This is a genomic window from Burkholderia pyrrocinia (assembly GCF_001028665.1).
GTDB lineage: Bacteria > Pseudomonadota > Gammaproteobacteria > Burkholderiales > Burkholderiaceae > Burkholderia > Burkholderia pyrrocinia.
Map to the genome: position 1 here is coordinate 859,058 of NZ_CP011504.1, position 18,201 is coordinate 877,258.

Annotated in this window: 7 protein-coding genes; 1 reads left to right on the plus strand and 6 read right to left on the minus strand. The window is 65.6% G+C overall.

The window, feature by feature from the left end; genetic code table 11:
- Positions 1-165 precede the first annotated feature (165 nt).
- Positions 166-1,182, plus strand: a complete 1,017-nt coding sequence (locus ABD05_RS36430) for a fimbrial protein (RefSeq protein WP_158361631.1) — start codon at positions 166-168, stop codon at positions 1,180-1,182.
- 336 nt (positions 1,183-1,518) lie between these two features.
- On the opposite strand, the gene ABD05_RS20100 is transcribed toward ABD05_RS36430, so the two are convergent.
- The 6 genes from ABD05_RS20100 to ABD05_RS20130 form a co-directional block, all read right to left on the minus strand.
- Complete coding sequence (locus ABD05_RS20100; RefSeq protein ID WP_047901884.1) at positions 1,519-4,617, minus strand: hybrid sensor histidine kinase/response regulator; 3,099 nt, start codon at positions 4,615-4,617, stop codon at positions 1,519-1,521.
- Between the two features lie 187 nt (positions 4,618-4,804).
- Entirely contained in the window at positions 4,805-5,464 is a 660-nt protein-coding gene (locus ABD05_RS20105) for a response regulator (RefSeq protein WP_047901885.1), read from the minus strand.
- 620 nt (positions 5,465-6,084) lie between these two features.
- On the minus strand, positions 6,085-9,189 hold the full coding sequence (locus tag ABD05_RS20115) for an ATP-binding protein (protein WP_047901887.1): 3,105 nt from the start codon (positions 9,187-9,189) through the stop codon (positions 6,085-6,087).
- A 593-nt stretch (positions 9,190-9,782) separates the two neighbouring features.
- Positions 9,783-12,866 carry a two-partner secretion domain-containing protein gene (locus tag ABD05_RS20120; RefSeq protein ID WP_047901888.1) on the minus strand — a complete coding sequence of 1,028 codons (3,084 nt, stop codon included), beginning with the start codon at positions 12,864-12,866 and terminating at the stop codon, positions 9,783-9,785.
- A gap of 237 nt (positions 12,867-13,103) precedes the next feature.
- Positions 13,104-16,193 carry a two-partner secretion domain-containing protein gene (locus tag ABD05_RS20125; protein WP_047901889.1) on the minus strand — a complete coding sequence of 1,030 codons (3,090 nt, stop codon included), beginning with the start codon at positions 16,191-16,193 and terminating at the stop codon, positions 13,104-13,106.
- A 63-nt stretch (positions 16,194-16,256) separates the two neighbouring features.
- Positions 16,257-18,029, minus strand: a complete 1,773-nt coding sequence (locus tag ABD05_RS20130; RefSeq protein ID WP_238594175.1) for a ShlB/FhaC/HecB family hemolysin secretion/activation protein — start codon at positions 18,027-18,029, stop codon at positions 16,257-16,259.
- Between the last annotated feature and the right edge of the window lie 172 nt (positions 18,030-18,201).

The window sequence follows — 18,201 nt, forward strand, 5'->3', positions numbered from 1 at the left end:
CTTCGCGTGACTGTTTTTTAAAGAGCAGGCACTGTCAACGATCTCGGAGAACGGAAAATGAAATTCATACCAAATCAGGAGTATTGAGTGAAAAGAAATTCGGAATGGAATCGATCCTCGCAACGAGGGATGTGGTCCGTCGCACGGATCGTAATAAGCGGAATCATGCTGCTGACGGCGTTTGAGTCGGCCCATGCCTGTCAGATGTTGTTTTGGGCTGGCATCATCCGCCCGAGCGTTCCCGCGACGATCACGAGCGCACGCGATTCAGGGCAACCCGGTACACTTATCGGCCCGGGTGCCATAGCCAATGAAAGAGGCATGTCCCTCTTCCAATGCAGTCTTAGTGGAAAGGTCGGCAAGGTTGGCGTGAAGGCAATGGGAACACTGGTCCCCAACGTTACTTACGATTCGGAAGGGAAGTCTTTTCCTGTCTACGAGACGGGCGTTCCGGGAATCGGATTTGCGCTGATGGCAGTTCCTCTTTCGGATCATTCAGTTGTGGGTGCGGATTGGAAAGCCGTCCGCCCGGAAGAGACTCTGGTGTCCGACAGGGAAAGTCAGATAACCTATTTCTATTACGTCCGTTATCAAGCAGCGCTCGTGTTTACCGGTTCGCTCGCCACCGGCACTTACACGATTCCACAGCGTCGAGTCGCAACTACGACGGCTTACGCCCCCAACGGGGCAGTCGCTTTTTCGGCCATCACCGATCTGGGCGCGATGACGATCAAGGTCACTGCGAGCGGGTGCACGCTGACATCGGGCGCGCAGACGAATGTCAAACTTCCGCAACTCGTCGGCAACAAGCTGAAGGCGGTCGGCGCCGTATCGGACGAATCCGCGCCGGTGACGCTGCGCGTCAATTGCCAGGGCGCCGTGAATGTCTATACGACGCTGACCGATGCGGCGAATCCGGCGAACGAAGGCACGATCCTGAGTGCGCATCCTGGTTCGACCTCGCGTGGCGTCGGGCTCCAGATCTACAAGCAGGGTAGCGAGACGCCGCTCCACTTCGGGCCGGATTCGGCTGTGAAGGGCAATACGAATCAATGGCTCGCGGGTCAGGTCACGGACGGCAGTCTGTCTATCCCGCTGGTGGCGCGGTATGTGAAAACGGCGCAGACGTTCACACCGGGCTCGCTCGACGCCAGCGCCACGTTTACTTTCTCGTACCAGTAGCCGGGCGGGAATGGACGCAGGGCTCGGACGGACGCTGTCGATACGGTGCCCGGCGCAGTCACAATGCTCAATTTTTCGGCCTTGTGGTCCGTACGACCCGCGCTCGATGGGGCAGAAGAATCGACTGGATTGCCAGCGGCGGTGAGATCAAGGCAGGGAAGACCGATGCCACGCTGACGTACGTGCTCCAGTACAACTGCGTCCGTCCGGCAACGCGGCGCGCGGATCAAGCCGAACTATTCCGTTCGTCGCGAAATACGTCAAGACTGAACCCAAAATCACACCGGATGAAGTGAACGCCCGGGGCGACCTCTACATTTTCATATTGGTGGCCGGTCACACGCGCGAGCCCGGCTCATCATCCGTCGACAGCCGTCCGAGTGCAAGCCGGACGGCATCTTCGATCGAATGCCAGATGCGTTCCAATGCTTCCGGACCGCCATCCCGCATCGCGTGCTCGGCGCGTGCGCATGCGTCGCGCGCCTCGACGTCACCCGCCAACGCGAAGCCGCCGCGCATCGAATGCAGTTCGATGCGAAGCGTATCGGCGTCGCCGCTCGCGAGTGCGTCGCCGATCGCTGCAAGCGAATTCAGTGTTGCGTCACGCAGCGCGCGCCGCACCTCGTCGGTCATCGCGAGCGCGATGGGCGGTTGCCCGGGCGCTGACGACACCGTATTACGTCCCGCATGCCGCCGCAACGCCGCGTCGAGCGTCTCGATCGACAGCGGCTTGAGCACGACCTCCACCGCGCCGGCCTGTTCGCAGCGCCGGCGATCCTCGTCGGTCGCGTGTGCCGTCATCGCGATCACGGGCACGCGGGCACCCTGCTCGCGCAGGAAGTTCGCGAGCGCGAAGCCGTCGAGTTCCGGCATGCCGAGATCAGTCAGCACGACGTCGTACGGCCGCTCGAAGAAGGCACGCATCGCCTCGATGCCGTTGGAAACGATCGTCGCGTCGTAGCCCAACGCGTCGAGCTGGTCGCGCAGCAACGCCCGGCTTGCCGGATGATCCTCGGCGACGAGCACTTGCAGCGGTTCTTCGTCGTCGGCCTCAGCGTGCGCGTCGGTCTCCGCGCCCACTTCGGATGCCGCCTCCGCTTCATACGTGCGCGCAGTACCCTCGAACGCCCCAGGTTCCGGCGCATCGTCTCGCCAACCGGCCGGCGCTTCGGGCAGCGGCAACGCAGCCACGAAAACCGTGCCTTCGCCCAGACGGCTGTCGACACTCAACTCGCCACCCATCAGCGTCACGATGCGCCTGCACAGCGGCAGCCCGAGCCCCGTACCGCCGAAGCGCCGGTAGATCGACGCGTCGGTCTGGATATAGACGTCGAACAGGGTCGGCATGCTGTCTTCGGGAATGCCGATGCCCGTATCGCTGACGGCGATTTCGACGCCACGTCCGGCCGCGCCCGCCTGTGCAAGCCGCACGTCGATCGTCACGCCGCCGCGCTTCGTAAACTTGATCGCATTGCTGACGAGGTTCGAGACCAGTTGCCGCAGCCGTGTCGAATCGCCCACGTAACCGTCGGCGAGATCCGGGGCAATGCGGCATGCAAGCGTGAGGTTTTTCGCATCCGCGAGCGGGCGGAAGATCGCGGCCACGTCGTTCACGACACGATGCAGGTCGAACGGAATGCTTTCCAGCGCCATCTGGTTCGACTCGGCCTTGGACAGGTCGAGCACATCATTGATCACGCGCAGCAGCGCATCGGACGACGACATGATCGTCCCCAGCCTGCGCCGCAACGGCGCCGCCATCTGCGCGCGCTCCATCAGCTCCAGGTTACCGATGATCGCGTTGAGCGGCGTGCGGATCTCGTGGCTCATCGTTGCGAGGAACGTCGACTTCGCCTTGTTCGCGAGTTCGGCGGCTTCGCGCGCCTCGCGCAGTTTCTCCTCCGCCTGCTTGCGGGCCGTGATGTCGAGCAGCGTGCACAGCAGCACGTCGATGCCGCGATACTTGGTGCGCGCGATGTGTGCGTCGAGATAGACGGTGCCGTACCCCGCGCGCTCGACGGCCAGCTCTCGCGTGACGCGCTTACGTGCGTTGCCGGCGGGCGTGTCGTCCCGGTAAGCGTGCCACAGCCGCTTGCCGAGCGGCTCCCCTTCCACGTCCCGCTCATACGCGATCATCGCGTCGTTGCGCACGATCGCTTCGCCGTCGGCGAACGACAGCAGCACGAGCCCGGCAGGCGCCGTGCGGATCAGCGTCCGGTTGAGCGCCTCGCTTTCGATCAGGCGAATCGCTCGCCGATTCGCGGGACGCAGCGCTCGCCTGTCGAACATCACGATTGCAATCCACAGCAGCGCGATCGCGAAGAGCGCGGGTGCGACCGTCAAGCTCGCGCGCAAGGCTACGTCGCTCAGAACGGCACGCCATGAGATGGTCGCCATCACCACCTCGTCCGATCTCGGTACGCGGTCGCTGACGACGAAGTTCATGCCGACGCGATGTGCGGCCGCTCGCTCGCCGGCGTCGTGGCGCGCATGCTCGAGCGCACGGGACACCATCGCGCTGTCGGGTTGCCCGCCGAGCAGGAGATTGCCGCCTGAATCGACGAGCGCGTATTCCCTGCCGGCGCCCGGCGAGCGCAGTATCCCCTCTATCAGCGGCAGGCTGTTGATGACGAACCAGACGACCGGCCTGCCGTTCGCGCCACGCACCCATTGCACCATCCGCAGCACGGAGCGTCCGAGCACCGGATCGAATCGCCGGTCCAGCGCAATCGCGTTTCGACGAACGGCGGGCGCGGTCGATACAGCCGCATCCGCCGTCGATACGGCCGTATCGTTCGTCGTCGGCAGCAGTTGCTCGACCAGTGCCCTCACGTCGAAACCGGCTGGCAGTGCAAGCGCTCGCTTTACCAGCGGATGCCCCGCCGCAACGATGAAATCGCCGTTCGGATCGATCAGATAGGCAGATCCGCCCGGATCGGCCGGTTGCGGCGGCGGCAGGACGCCCGTCACCTCGACCCCGTCGAGATAGCGCGCGAGGTAAGGCAAGCGACTGTTCGCCGATGCGGCCGGCGGGATGTCGGCGAATGCGGCGATCGCAATTCGCCCTTTGCGCCCTACGAACGTCTGCTTGCCGTGCTTGCCGGCGAGCAACCCGGGCAGGCCCGGCGAATCTTCGGCGACGCTGGCCCACTGCAGCTCCATGTCCTCGACATAGCGATTCCGGAGCGCCCTCATGATCTCCACCTCGGCAACGAGTTCGGCCCTGCGCCCCGTGAACTCGACGCGAAAGCGCTCGAGCGACTCCTGCACGTCAAGCAGCAAAACGAGCGTCGCGCACACCAGAATGAACACCGAGATCGCCACGCCGCTTCCGTACAGCAGGAACTGCTGCTGCCGCCGGACGCGCCCCGGTTCGAATGGCTTGCGAACGGCCACCGTGGCGTGCGAAACAAGTCTTTTCAGCTTTGCGGGCATGTCGTATCGATCTCGTTGCTCGTGGCCGGGCATACCGCATCATTCGCCGATGCCGGCGCATCGTCTCCCTGGGAAACAGGGTAGCCGTGTCGCGTGGCGTGCCTGTGCGCACACGCAATGCGTCACTTCGGTGGCGTCTGCCCCGAAGCCGGCCGGAGCGGCAGCCGGCCCTCGCGCGTCACGTCGACTAAGCCTCGTCGTCGGACGCGCCGGCGAGCTTTTGCTCATCGTTGTAACGGATCAGATCCGCGTCGCGAACGATCCCGAGTTTCTTCATCGCGCTCGACTTCTGCGAACTGATGGTTTGCTTGCTGCGATGGAGCTGTGCGGCGATCTCTCCCACCGTGTAGCCCGCGCCGAACAACCGGACAACCTCGATCTCGCGCGTCGTCAGTGCGCGGGCGACGGGCTCGGATTCGATGTCCTGCAGGAGTTGCTTGATGTACGGAGACATGTAGTTCGCACCGACGTATGCGGCATGCACGGCGCCGATCAGGTGCGAGATCGCGTCCGACTTGCTGAGGATGCAGCTCACGCCCTGCTTGTGGATCGCGCGCAGCACGCTCGGATTGTCGATCATCGTGATCGTCACGATATGCAGCGCGGGATAGCGGCGCTGCAGGAACGACAGCAGCACGAGCCCGTCGCCGTACTTGCCGCCCGGCATCACGTAGTCGAGCACGAGCACGTCGCTCTGTTGCGCGTCGAGCGCCGCGACCAGGTCCGTGGAGTTCGAAACGGTGCCCACAAGCTTGATCGTGCTGTTGCCTTGCAGCGACTGCGACATGCCGAGTGCGGACGCCGGATGATCGTCGGCCACCATCACGCGCACAAAGAATTCGTCCATGTTCCTGTTTCCCCGAGGCTTTCAGTCACGCTACCGGTCCCCGTCGCGACGGGGAGCATGCTCGCGCCATCGTGTCGATGGCCGGCCGTATTCGGCGCACCGGACTAATAGTGACTCAATTTTAAGATAAATCCCGGTTCGCCCTGCAATATAAGCGCGGGCCACGCGGCGGACGATAGGTGCCGGCGCCGGCGATGCGCACGACCTGTCCGCACGGACGCGCCGCGCAGATTGCCGAAGTGCACGACAGCTCGGCGCCGTTACGGGATGCCGGCCGCGCGCTCACGCAGCGCGGCCGTGCCGCGACGCGGTGCGCTATCGGTGGCTTGAATCGCCGGGCAGGTCTTGTGCGTTGCCATCCACCCTGTTTTTCCACTCGGTCAGCGTACGGCGCCGCTGAACCGGCGACATGAGCAGAAACTCGTTCATCATCGTCAGGAATTCCCGACGGGACTTCTCAGAGAGTGCGGCAAACTCGAGCAACAGTGCGAATATCTTCCCTACGTGACGCACGACGTTCCCCTCCAGTATTGATTTGAAATCTGCCGCGCGACGTGGACGTGCGTCGGCAACCTGCCTTTGTTATTTTGGATACGCGTTGACGCGTATGCTGCTGTCGGTTACTTGTCATGCAAAGTCGTTTCATGATTGGTAGAGCCCGATGGGCAAGCGGCCGCGCAGGGTTCCTTCGCCGAAGTCGCGGCACGCCGCTGCCACGCATGCGCAAGCGCGCCGCGCAGGTGACCGAGCGTCACGGGTTTTGTCAATACGCGCCGCACACCGGCTGCCGCGCAGCGGTGCATGCCTTCGGGCGTCAAATGCGACGTCACGACCAGCACGTCGCACGCGGGATCGACGCCGTGTGCGGCTTCCGCCAGTTGGTGCGCGCGCATGTCGGGCAGATCGTCGCCGATCAGCAGCACGTCCCAGTCGCCGCCGGCCAGCGATTCGAGCGCCGCGCGCCCCGATCCGCACTCGGCTGCCGTGCAGCCGAGTGCGGTCAACTGCTCGCTGAAAATCGAGCCGTTGATGGTTTCGTCGTCGGCGACGAGCACGCGCAATGCTCGACTGCCGTGCTTGGCGGCCGCGCGCGACATTTCGACCGTCGCCGAATCGCGAGCGTGCGAATCGTCACGCCGCGGGTCATCGCCCGATACGACATCGAACCCGCTTTCATCGCCCATCGGCCCGCCAAGCGCCAACGCGGCGCGCAAGCCGCCGAGCGAATAGCTCGACACACGTACCGTGTCGCCCGCGCGATACGGTTCGAGCGGGCCGTCGGGTATCGCGAGTATCAGCAACTCGCAATCGCTCAGGCTGGCCAGATCCGCGTGCGACCACGTGTCGGAATCGCCGAACAGCACGACCGCGCCGCGTCGCACGACGCCGCCCGGCAGACTTGACGGGCTGTCGTACACGCTGACGTCGAGTCCCCATGCATGCAGATGCGGCAACGCAAAATCGCGCCACGCAGGATGCGCGGCGATCAGCGTCAGCGCGTGTGCACGGGCCGCGCGCGGCCGGTCGAGCGCGACGACGTTCATGCCGAGCGGCAGAAGCACCATGAAACGGCTGCCGGCGCCCGGCTTGCTGTCCACCGCGAGGCGGCCGCCCATCGCCGCGACGAGCCGGCTGCACAGCGCGAGCCCGAGGCCGGTACCACCATAACGTCGCGTGATCGACGTGTCGACCTGCGAAAATGCCTTGAACAGCTTGTGTCGATGTTCGGCGGCGATACCGATGCCTGTATCCTCGACCTCGACCGACAGCTCCGGCGTGTCGTGCCTTTCGGCAACGACCGCGACGCGCACGGTCACGCGACCGACGTCGGTAAACTTGAGCGCGTTGCTCAGCAGGTTGCGGAGCACTTGCGCGAACCGGGTCGGATCGCCGCGCATCTGTTGCGTACTGCTCGCGCGGATCTCGCAGAATAGCTGCACCCCCTTCGCCTTCGCGATCGTCGCGAACGCGTTCAACTCGCGCTCGACCGTCGCGATCACGTCGAACTCGATCGATTCCACCGACATCGCACCGGCCTCGATCTTCGAGAAATCGAGAATGTCGCTGACGAGCGCGAGCAGGCTCGTCGCCGACGTGCGCAACGTGTGCACGCGGTCATGCTGGACCGCATCGAGCGCCGAGCGCTCGAGCAGTTCGAGGTTGCCGAGAATCACGTTCAGCGGCGTACGGATCTCGTGGCTCATCGCCGCGAGGAACGACGATTTCGCGGCATTGGCCGAATCGGCCGCGCGCACGGCCTCTTCCAGCTGCTGCACAAGTTGCCGCTTGGCTGTCATGTCGGCGACCGCGGCGATCAGCACGTCCGTGCCCTGATAGCGCGCGCCGCACGCAACGAATTCGAGGTGCAGATGCGCGGCTTCCACGCCTCCCAGCAGGAGCTCGTCGTGCGGCACGCCGCCTGCGTCGCCGCGCGCCTGCCATGCGTCGGCCACCTGGCTCGACAGCGCGTGATAGTCGCCGCCGATTCGATCGACCATGTCCGTCAGCGCGGGGCTCACGAGCATGAAACGCCCGTCTTCGCGCGCGATCAGCCCGAGCCCGATCGGCGCCATCTCGATCACGCTGCGGCACAGCGCTTCGCTGTCGAACACGCGCTGCGAGTGCGCGTAGAGCGGCACGAACTCCCGCCGATGAAAGCGCAGCAGCAGCCCCCACATGACCATGAGCGCGAGCAGTGTCGCGGCGCCGAGCGTACCGGCCGAACGCGCGACGCCGGCCGCGATGTCGGTCCACGACAGCGCATATGCAAGCGTCCAGCCAGTCGGTTCGAGCTTGCCGTGAAACAACAGGAAGCCGTCGCGGAACACGGGCGCGCCCGACGACGACGCGCCGCCCCGCGACGGGTTCAGCTTCAACAGGCTTTCCACGCGATCGGCATCGCCCGCCGACGGATCCATCGTGACGAGCCGGCCATCGGCCGTCGTGATGTAGAACGCGCCCTCCGGGCGATAGTCCGCAAGCCACGACAGCAGGTACTCGGGTGGATATTCGGTGACGAGCACCGCGAACGGTTTGCCGTTATCGCGCGCCTCGGCCGCAATCCGGATGCGCGATTGCCCCGACACGGGATCGATGAACGGCGCCAGCCAGCGCACATGCGGGCGCGCATCGACGATACCCGGATACGGGCGCTCGAAATCGACGCGCAGCGCGTCCAGCACGCGTGCGCGGCTTTCCGGCGAAACCAGCGCCGGATCGTCGCGGTCCCGATGGGGAATCAGCGCGAACAAACCCGTGCGCGTGCTGTAGTGGTAGCCCTCCAGCGTACGCCCGCGATTGATCGAACTGGCCGCGCAGATGCGTGCCAGCAGGACCGACAGCGACAGATAGCGCGCGACTTCGGCCCGGTTACCGGTTTGCGCGGGCACGCCGACGACGAGCGAAGGATGCGGACGGGTCGCGACGCGCTGGTCGTTGAGGAGGAACTCGTCGACGACAGCTGCCGGCGCGCCGCTGGCCTCCTGCCAGATCAGTTGCGCGTTCGCGACGCCGTTGCGGAACGAGGTTTCGCTCACCTGGATTTCGTTGAGCGTCTGCTCCAGGCCGTTCAGGTAGTTGCGCCGCGCCCCCTCGACATAGCCCGAGACGATCGACGCCATCCCGAGACCGCAAGCGATCAGGACAAGGACGGTAACGACGATGCCGCCACCGAACACCGAGATGCTCTGATAGCGACGAAGGGATTGAAGCGGGCTCTGCGGCATGGCGCGCGGCGACGATCGCGAGCGCGACCGGAACGACGTCGTTCCGGCCCCCGTGACCGTCTCGGAAAACACCTGAAGAAAAAGGGATTTCCGATCATGCCAAAGGCCCGCGTGGGCGTCCTCACCGCGTGAACCATTTCGTACATGTTAGATCGCATGCCCTCACAATTTCGGACTTGACCGAAATTTGATGCGGCAAATATGGGTCGTTTTTTCGCATTGCGTTGATTGAGCGTTCGGCGGATCAACCGCTCGGGCAACGCATTTTGTCAAAGTTGTTTAGGGATAGCGCCGTTCGGGCTATTACGTTGATGCGTATCGGCAGCGCGAATATGAACTGTTCCGACGATGCTCCGGCCATGCCTGGCTCGACGCAAAAAAAGAAAAGAGTCGTCGCGGATCAACGTGAAGAACCCTTGAAAGCTTCGTGTCGACGGAAACCGAGCCGGCGATGGCGCACCTGCCACCATCGCCGGTCGGCCAGCCCGCCCGGCACCTGTGCCGAACGGGCATCGAAACGAAGTCGCGACAGCGCGACGTGCCCGGGAAGCGGGTTTCGTTGCAACGAACCCCGCCTCCCGGAACGGGATCGATCAGTTCCGGATTTCGCCGAAATTGAGGCCCGCGAGCGGCACCGCCGCCGCGCTTCCGCTCACGCTAGTGCCGCGCATCGAGCCGAAGTTGAAGCCGACCAGCCCGCCGTAGAACTGGCCGTAGCCGGCCGTGTAGGCAATACGGCTGCTCGAGCTCGAACTATTGACGTTGCCGAAGTTTTCGCCTGCCACGCCACCCAGCCGTGCATTGCGCCCGCCGGACACCGCACCCGACGACGACGACGACGCGATCTTGCCGTCGTTTTCGCCGACGAGACCGCCGACCCTGCTGCCATCGCCGCCCTTCGCCGAACCGGACGCGTTGGATGCATCGATCGATGCGCCCATGAAGTTATGGCCGACCAGGCCGCCGACGTAGCTATCGGCGCCCGCAACGACGTCACCCGACGCGCTCGACGACGACACGCTGCCTTCGTTGTACCCGATCAGGCCGCCGGCACGGCCCGTACCGGCAGTGTTGACGGCTCCGCGCGCGCTGGAACTTGCCACCGTGCCCGAGTTCTTGCCGACGAGCCCGCCTGCAAAGCCGTTCGCGCGGGCCGATACGCTGCCGGCCGCCGAGGAAGCGACCACGGAACCGCCGTTCTCGCCGACGAGGCCGCCCGCGGTGCTCGATGCGCCGGCGACAACCGACCCACGCGCATCGGACGACTTCGCGCTCCCGGTGTTGACGCCGACCAGGCCACCCGCCTTGGCGTTGTCGCCCACGGTCACGCTGCCCGTCGCGTCGGAGGCTTCGATCGACGCGGCGTTGTAGCCGACGAGGCCACCCGCCGTCGCATAATGACCGCCTCGCACGCTTGCGCTCGACGCAGAGGCGTTGATGTGCCCGGCCTTGTCCCCGCCGTCGTTGAAACCGACGAGACCGCCGACACGCGCGCCACGAGCCATGGCGGTAACGCTACCTGCCGCCGTCGACGCCGTGATGACGCCCCGGTTGACACCGACCAGACCACCCGTGTTGCCGGCCGACTGGCTGCTGGCCTGTATGTCGGCGCGGCTGTTGCTGATGATCGCGTCGCCACGATTCGGCCGCAGGACAGTGAGGTTTTCGCCGGCCAGACCGCCGACGGACAGCGCATCCTTGTCACCTTCGACACGGCCGGAAACGGATGCGCGATCGATCCGCCCGCTCAGGTTGCTGCCGACCAGGCCACCGACGATTGCACGGCCGCTGCCGCTGACCAGAACGTCCTTCGCCTTCACGTTCGAGATCTCGCCCACGTTGTAGCCGGCCAATGCGCCGACGCTGACGGGCGAGCCGCCGGCCGGAGCAAATGCCCGCGCCGTGATTTTTTCAAGCGTGAGGTTGGCGATACGGCCGGAATTGGATGCGAACAGCCCGACGACCACCACGCCGGGATTCGTGACCGACAGGTTGCGCACGGTATTGCCCAGACCGTCGAACACGCCGCCGAACGACGCGTTGGCGCCACCGAGGCTGCGGAATTGCGCGCCCTTGCCGTCGATCGCGTTACCCAGCACGTAGCGGCCGTTCATGTTGCCGTCGACACCGCGCAGCCCCGCAAGATCGTGGATCACACGATACCCTTCGCCGTTCGCCGAGAACGACGCATTGCGGCCCGACAGCGTGACCACCGCATCGTCGTTCGTCAGCGTATGGCCACTGCCCGAATTCAGCGCGAGGCTCGCGTTTTCGCCCGTCAGCGCCACCTTGTTGCCGATGCGAATTTGTTGCGCCGCGTTCACCGTCACGCCCGCGTTCGCGCCGCTCGCCGTCAGCGACTGCTTCAGGTCGACGCTGCCCTTTTTCGACGTCAACGCCAGCGTGTTGTCGCTCGCCCAGTTCACCGCCTCGCCCACCGTCAGGTCGCCCGACGTGTTGGTCAACGCCACGTTCGTCGTGCCCAGGTTGCGCGACAGCGTCTCTCCGTCGATCGCGACATCGGCGTTGTTGCCCGTCCCGCCGTTGCCGGTATTACCGTTGATCCCGCCGCCAATGATGAGGCCGCGCTTGGCGGGCTGCCCAGCCGCGCCGACCCCGGCGTTGGCCGCCTCGATCGCCCACTGGCCCGCTTTGCCCGACGCCGCACGCGTATCGACCTGCACGTCACGCGACACCACCACCCGCTCGCCGCGCGTCGTCACCGTACCGCCCGCCGTCGATGCGTCCTGCGCACTCGCGTCCAGCTTGCCCGCGACATGCACCTGGCCGCCGTCCAGCGTGATCTTCCCGGCGCGGCTGCTCAGCCCCTTCGCCTCGATCGTGCCGCTGTTCTTCACCACCGAGCCCAGCAGGTCGCCTGCCGCGCGCGCCGTCATCAGCACTTCCCCGCCGTCCGCCTTCAGCAGCCCGCCGTTGTGCGCCTGTGCGTCCACCGCCCCGCCTTCGACCTGCAGGTTCAGCAGCCCGTTGCCGTCGAAGTTCACGTTGAACGCATTGCCCGCACCCAGCGCCACGCGGCCCATCTGCGCGCGGATCACGCCCGTGTTCGACACCCGCGCGCCCAGCAGCGCTACGCTGCCGCCTTCCGTCGCCGTGATCGTCCCGGCGTTTTCCACCGATTGACCCGACGCCCCCGCGAACCGGTAGCGGCCCGCCAGGAAATCAGCGTCCGACAGGTTCTGCGTCGACGCCACCAGGCCACCCACGTTCACCTGCGCGCCCGCGCCGAACATCACCCCGTTCGGGTTCACCAGGAACACGCGCCCGTTCGCGTCCAGTTGACCGTGAATCTGGCTGCCATTCGCGCCGATCACCCGGTTCAGCGCGATCGACTGGCTCGTCGGCTGCCGGAACGACACCCGCTCGCCACCGCCCACGCTGAAGTCCTGCCAGTTCGTGATCAGCTTGTCCGTGTGCTGGTTGATCGACATCGTCTTGTTGTCCGCCGACGTCGCGATGTCCGCCTTACCCGACGCAATCTCGCCGCCCGTCGGCAGCGCGTACGCGCCCGACGCGGCCGCCAGCCCCAGCAGCGACACGCCCGCCGCGAGCAGGCGCTTGCCGCCGCCCGACTTGCCGCGACGGCGCGCGGTTTCCCCGACTGCGCACCAGCCGCCCTGCACTTCATTCCATACCAATGAATAGGCCTTGTTCATTTTTTCATTTCCTCATGATCGATTGGCATACGCCAATCATTTCGTATACCTACACAAACTGCTTATCGAGCGTGGAACGAACATGTCCGTTGCTCGTTTCGCGGGTTACAGCACCATCCGCGCCATGCTCGCCGGCTCCAACCTGCCCGGGAGCCGGCATGCCGTATCCGGGGCGGCAACCGGTCGATCCTGGTTGCCGCCCCGGGCCATTCGCGCCCTGCTCTTCACCGAGATGAATTACCGCTTGCCGTCGATCCAGCCCACGTTGACGCTGGCGAACGGTTCACGTGCGCCCGCGCCGCTCGTGTTGCTCGATTCGATGCGCCCCGAGTTGAATGCAACGAATCCGCCTCTCACCAAGGGCATGCCCATCTCCGAGTAGTCAAACTTCGAACTCGTATGCGACGAACGGATCGCGCCATGATTCACGCCCGCGAACCCACCGGCGAACAAACCGGTGCCAGCGACCGTCCCCGACGATTCCGAATCGGCGATCAGCGCGCCATCGTTGTTCCACCCGGCGAACCCGCCGACGAACATGCCGCCGACGGTCGTCACGTTGCCCGATGCCTTCGAACCCCGGATGCTGGCCCGTTGGCCAATGTTTTCGCCGACCAGACCGCCGGCGTAGCTGTCGCGAGCCGCGTAGACCGATCCGGTCGCGCGCGACCCCGAAATCGTCCCGCGGTTCACGCCGACGAGCCCGCCGACCCGGCTCTCCGAGCCGGCGCGCACGACTCCGCTCGCCTTCGATTGCTCGATGGTCCCGTCATTCACCGCGACGAGCCCGCCCGCGCTGCTCGCCTGGCCCGCGCGTACATCGCCTGCCGCCTCGCCCAGCCGGATCATGCCGGCGTTCCTGCCGACCAGGCCGCCAACGGCGCTGCTCGCGATGTCGCTCACGCTACCGTTCGCCGCCACGTTTTCGAGCACGCCGCCGTCGACGTTCTCCCCAGCGAAGCCGCCAATGGCTGCTGCGCCTTTCGCGTTCACCGCACCGAACGCTTTCGAGTCCGCGATATCACCTCCTTTGTTGAGGCCGATGAAACCGCCGACCGTGCTGCCGTCCGTCGCGCGAACGGTGCCGCGTGCCGACGAACCGAGGATCGTGCCGCCATCGCTTCGGCCGACCGCGCCGCCGACGAAGCTCGACTTCCCGGCAGACACATCAACCGTCGACGTCGCGTTGTCGATCATGCCGTTCACCGACTGACCGACGAGGCCGCCCGCGTGCATGCGGTCGCCCACCGAGATCCTGCCGGCACTCGTCGAATCCGACACCGTCGCATGAAGATTCCTGCCGACGAGACCGCCGACGGCACGCATGGAGTTCGACGATCGCATGCTCGTGATCTCGGCATCGGCGTGGCTATTCGTGATCAGTGCCCCGAAAGCATGCCTGCCGGCAATGCCGCCGATCGAATCGGCCGCCTCGTTGGCTGCGATGCGGCCCTGGAATCGGGCGCCGTCGATGACGCCGGCGATGTTGTCGCCGACGAGGCCGCCGACGAGATTGCTGCTCTTCCCGTTCGACGAAACCGTCGTCTTCGTCACGCGAACGTTCGAGATCGTCCCGCCATAATTGGCTCCGGCAAGCGCACCGACCGACGCGGGCGCTCCAGTCGACGCTTCGTTGACGGCGAACGAGTCGAGCGCGAGATTCGCAATACGGCCGCGATTCATCCCGAACAGGCCGACGTATTGACCGTTGCCATTGATCGTCAAGCGGGAAATCGTGTTGCCCAACCCGTCGAATACGCCTTCGAATGCGTTGGCGCCACCGAGACTGCGGAATTGCGCACCCTTGCCGTCGATCGCGTTACCCAGCACGTAGCGGCCGTTCATGTTGCCGTCGACACCGCGCAGCCCCGCGAGATCGTGGATCACGCGATACCCTTCGCCGTTCGCCGAGAACGACGCATTGCGGCCCGACAGCGTGACCACCGCATCGTCGTTCGTCAGCGTATGGCCACTGCCCGAATTCAGCGCGAGGCTCGCGTTTTCGCCCGTCAGCGCCACCTTGTTGCCGATGCGAATTTGTTGCGCCGCGTTCACCGTCACGCCCGCGTTCGCGCCGCTCGCCGTCAGCGACTGCTTCAGGTCGACGCTGCCCTTTTTCGACGTCAGCGCCAGCGTGTTGTCGCTCGCCCAGTTCACCGCATCGCCCACCGTCAGGTCGCCCGACGTGTTGGTCAGCGCCACGTTCGTCGTACCCAGGTTGCGCGACAGCGTCTCTCCGGTGATTGCATGTCCTGCCGCATCGACGCCGGCGTTCGCCGCCTCGATCGCCCACTGGCCCGTGCGGCCCGATGAGGCGCGCGTATCGACCTGCACGTCACGCGACACCACCACCCGCTCGCCGCGCGTCGTCACCGTACCGCCCGCCGTCGATGCGTCCTGCGCACTCGCGTCCAGCTTGCCCGCGACATGCACCTGGCCGCCGTCCAGCGTGATCTTCCCGGCGCGGCTGCTCAGCCCCTTCGCCTCGATCGTGCCGCTGTTCTTCACCACCGAGCCCAGCAGGTCGCCTGCCGCGCGCGCCGTCATCAGCACTTCCCCGCCGTCCGCCTTCAGCAGCCCGCCGTTGTGCGCCTGTGCGTCCACCGCCCCGCCTTCGACCTGCAGGTTCAGCAGCCCGTTGCCGTCGAAGTTCACGTTGAACGCATTGCCCGCGCCCAGCGCCACGCGACCCATCTGCGCGCGGATCACGCCCGTGTTCGACACCCGCGCGCCCAGCAGCGCCACGCTGCCGCGTTCCTTCGCCGTGATCGTCCCTGCGTTCTCCACCGACTGGCCCGACGTCCCCGCGAACCGGTAGCGGCCCGCCAGGAAATCCACGTCCGACAGGTTCTGCGTCGACGCCACCAGACCGCCCACGTTCACCTGCGCGCCCGCGCCGAACATCACCCCGTTCGGGTTCACCAGGAACACGCGCCCGTTCGCGTCGATCTGACCGTGAATCTGGCTGCCGTTCGCCCCGATCACCCGGTTCAGCGCGATCGACTGGCTCGTCGGCTGCTGGAACGACACTCGCTCGCCACCGCCCACGCTGAAGTCCTGCCAGTTCGTGATCAGCTTGTCCGTGTGCTGGTTGATCGACATCGTCTTGTTGTCCGCCGACGTCGCGATGTCCGCCTTACCCGACGCAATCTCGCCGCCCGTCGGCAGCGCGTACGCGCCCGACGCGGCCGCCAGCCCCAGCAGCGACACGCCCGCCGCGAGCAGGCGCTTGCCGCCGCCCGACTTGCCGCGACGGCGCGCGGTTTCCCCGACTGCGCACCAGCCGCTCTGTGCTTCATTCCACACCAATGAATAGGCCTTGTTCATTTTGGTATCCTCTTCAATTTATATTTACAACCCCGCCTTGCCGGACGGACCGATCAAGCGTACTCAGAAATACTGAGCGGCCTGAACCCATACGCTCGGCGCGCGGGTCGGCGAGCCAATCGCCGCGCCGAGCGGCCACGCGGCCGTCAGCGTCACCTGGCGCTTCGCGCCATACCAGCTCGCGCCGACCCCGCCAGCCTGCATGTGCTGCATGTTTCGCCCTCGGGTCCACGGGTGCTTGTCGACCTGCACGCGCCCGGCGTCGACAAACGTGCTGACCTGCCATCCCGGCGCGACGAGATAACGCAACTCCGCGCTGGCCTGCCACCCCTGATCGCCGCTGCCGGCGCCGAGCGCATACGCGCGCACGCCGTACGGGCCGCCAAGACTGAACTTCTCCGATTCGTCGAGGTTGCGCGACGCAAGCTGCGCACTGAATTGCGTGTACAACTCGAACCGGCGCCCCAGCGCCTGCACACGCAGTGCACTCACATTCAGCTTCGCAAAACTTCCGATCGACTTCTTCAGTGAATCCGCTTCGAACGGATCGTTGCTGCGCAGCCGTCCGACGCCGAACATCACCGAGAACCCGTTGCGGCCGCCGCCCAGCAAGCCGTCCTGACTGTTGCCGCTGACGCCGAAGGTCCACAGGCCGACGTTCTTGTCACGCCGGATGTCGAATACGCCGTAGTCGTCGCGCAGGTTCTTGTTTTCATACTGGATCTGCGCGGTGACGCTCAGGTTGCGCGCGCGCATGAGCGGCTGAGTCACGTACGCGGTTTGCACACTCGCGCGGCCCTGGGATTCGAGATCGGAAAAAGCGCCGCCGAGCCGGTAGTGCAGCGACGAATACGCGACGCCGACCCGCGTCGACGCGGGCCCGACCGGTACCTGGTACGCGGCACGATAGTAGCGCTGCAGCTCGTTGCTGACGAGCCCGCGCAGGCTCAGGCGATCGCCGAGCCGCAGCGGCGAATTGACGTCGACGCTGCCGCCGAAACGGTAACGCCCGAGTGCCACGTCGCCGAAGTTGTCGAATTCGAGCGATCCGGACGCGAGCGGCCCTTTGTCGGCGTCGACGACGAGATCGGTGGTGCCGGACATTTCGCCCGGACGCAATGTGCCGCGCGCACCGACACCGGCCAGATCGTCGAGCAGCAACAGGCTGCGCTCAAGATCGGGCCCGCGTACGACATTGCCCGGATGCAGCGCCGAGAGCGGCTGGCGCAGCGCGGCATCGAGCACGCGCGAATGGTTCTGGATCGTGATTGCGCCGTAGCGCCCTTCGGCGATTTCGATACGCACGACGCCGTCGTCGATGTCCTGGCGGGGAAGGTAGGCACGCGCAAGCACGTAGCCATGGCGGCGATAGTAGGCCGTGATGCGCCCGGCGGCGCGTTGCAGGTCGGCGAAACTCAGCGTGCTGCCGGCCAGATCGGCGACGAGCGGCAGCAGTTTGTCGCTGCCGAACACGGTATTGCCGTCGAGCGCGAATGCGCGAACGAACACGCGCGGCCCCGACTCCGGCGCGCTCTCGGCGGCCTCTTCCGACGGCGGAACCGTCAGCTCTGGCGCGGTTTCCTGCGGCAGTTCCGGACGCGGCGTCTCGATGTCGCGCATCGCTCGCCCCGCGTCCGGCACTTGCGCATGTGCCGGTTCGAACAGGCCCGCGGCACCGCCGCAGATCAGCGCCGCGCACAATGCGTGGCGCGCCCGCCGCGTCACGCTTGCGTCGCGCGGCACCGCATACGAACCAGCGTCGAGCGACCGCGTCGCTTCGACGTTACCGGTATCGACCCGACGGTGGTCGACGACTTGCATATGATCTACCCACATGGAACACATTCGGACCTTGCCGGCAAGGCACTTGCCAGCTGTAACTCAAGCGCCGAATGCTACAGACAGACATTTCGCATGTATTTAGATCACGTACGAAAATTCGTGACTAAATTGTTAATTGCTGGTGCAGTCGCACGAAATGTCTGGATGACAAAAACGGCTTCCGCTT

Coding starts and splice junctions, on each gene's coding strand:
- ABD05_RS36430 (WP_158361631.1), top strand. CDS start 166: ATGCTGCTGACGGCGTTTGAGTCGGCCCATGCCTGTCAGATGTTGTTT.
- ABD05_RS20100 (WP_047901884.1), bottom strand. CDS start 4,617: ATGCCCGCAAAGCTGAAAAGACTTGTTTCGCACGCCACGGTGGCCGTT.
- ABD05_RS20105 (WP_047901885.1), bottom strand. CDS start 5,464: ATGGACGAATTCTTTGTGCGCGTGATGGTGGCCGACGATCATCCGGCG.
- ABD05_RS20115 (WP_047901887.1), bottom strand. CDS start 9,189: ATGCCGCAGAGCCCGCTTCAATCCCTTCGTCGCTATCAGAGCATCTCG.
- ABD05_RS20120 (WP_047901888.1), bottom strand. CDS start 12,866: ATGAACAAGGCCTATTCATTGGTATGGAATGAAGTGCAGGGCGGCTGG.
- ABD05_RS20125 (WP_047901889.1), bottom strand. CDS start 16,193: ATGAACAAGGCCTATTCATTGGTGTGGAATGAAGCACAGAGCGGCTGG.
- ABD05_RS20130 (WP_238594175.1), bottom strand. CDS start 18,029: ATGTGGGTAGATCATATGCAAGTCGTCGACCACCGTCGGGTCGATACC.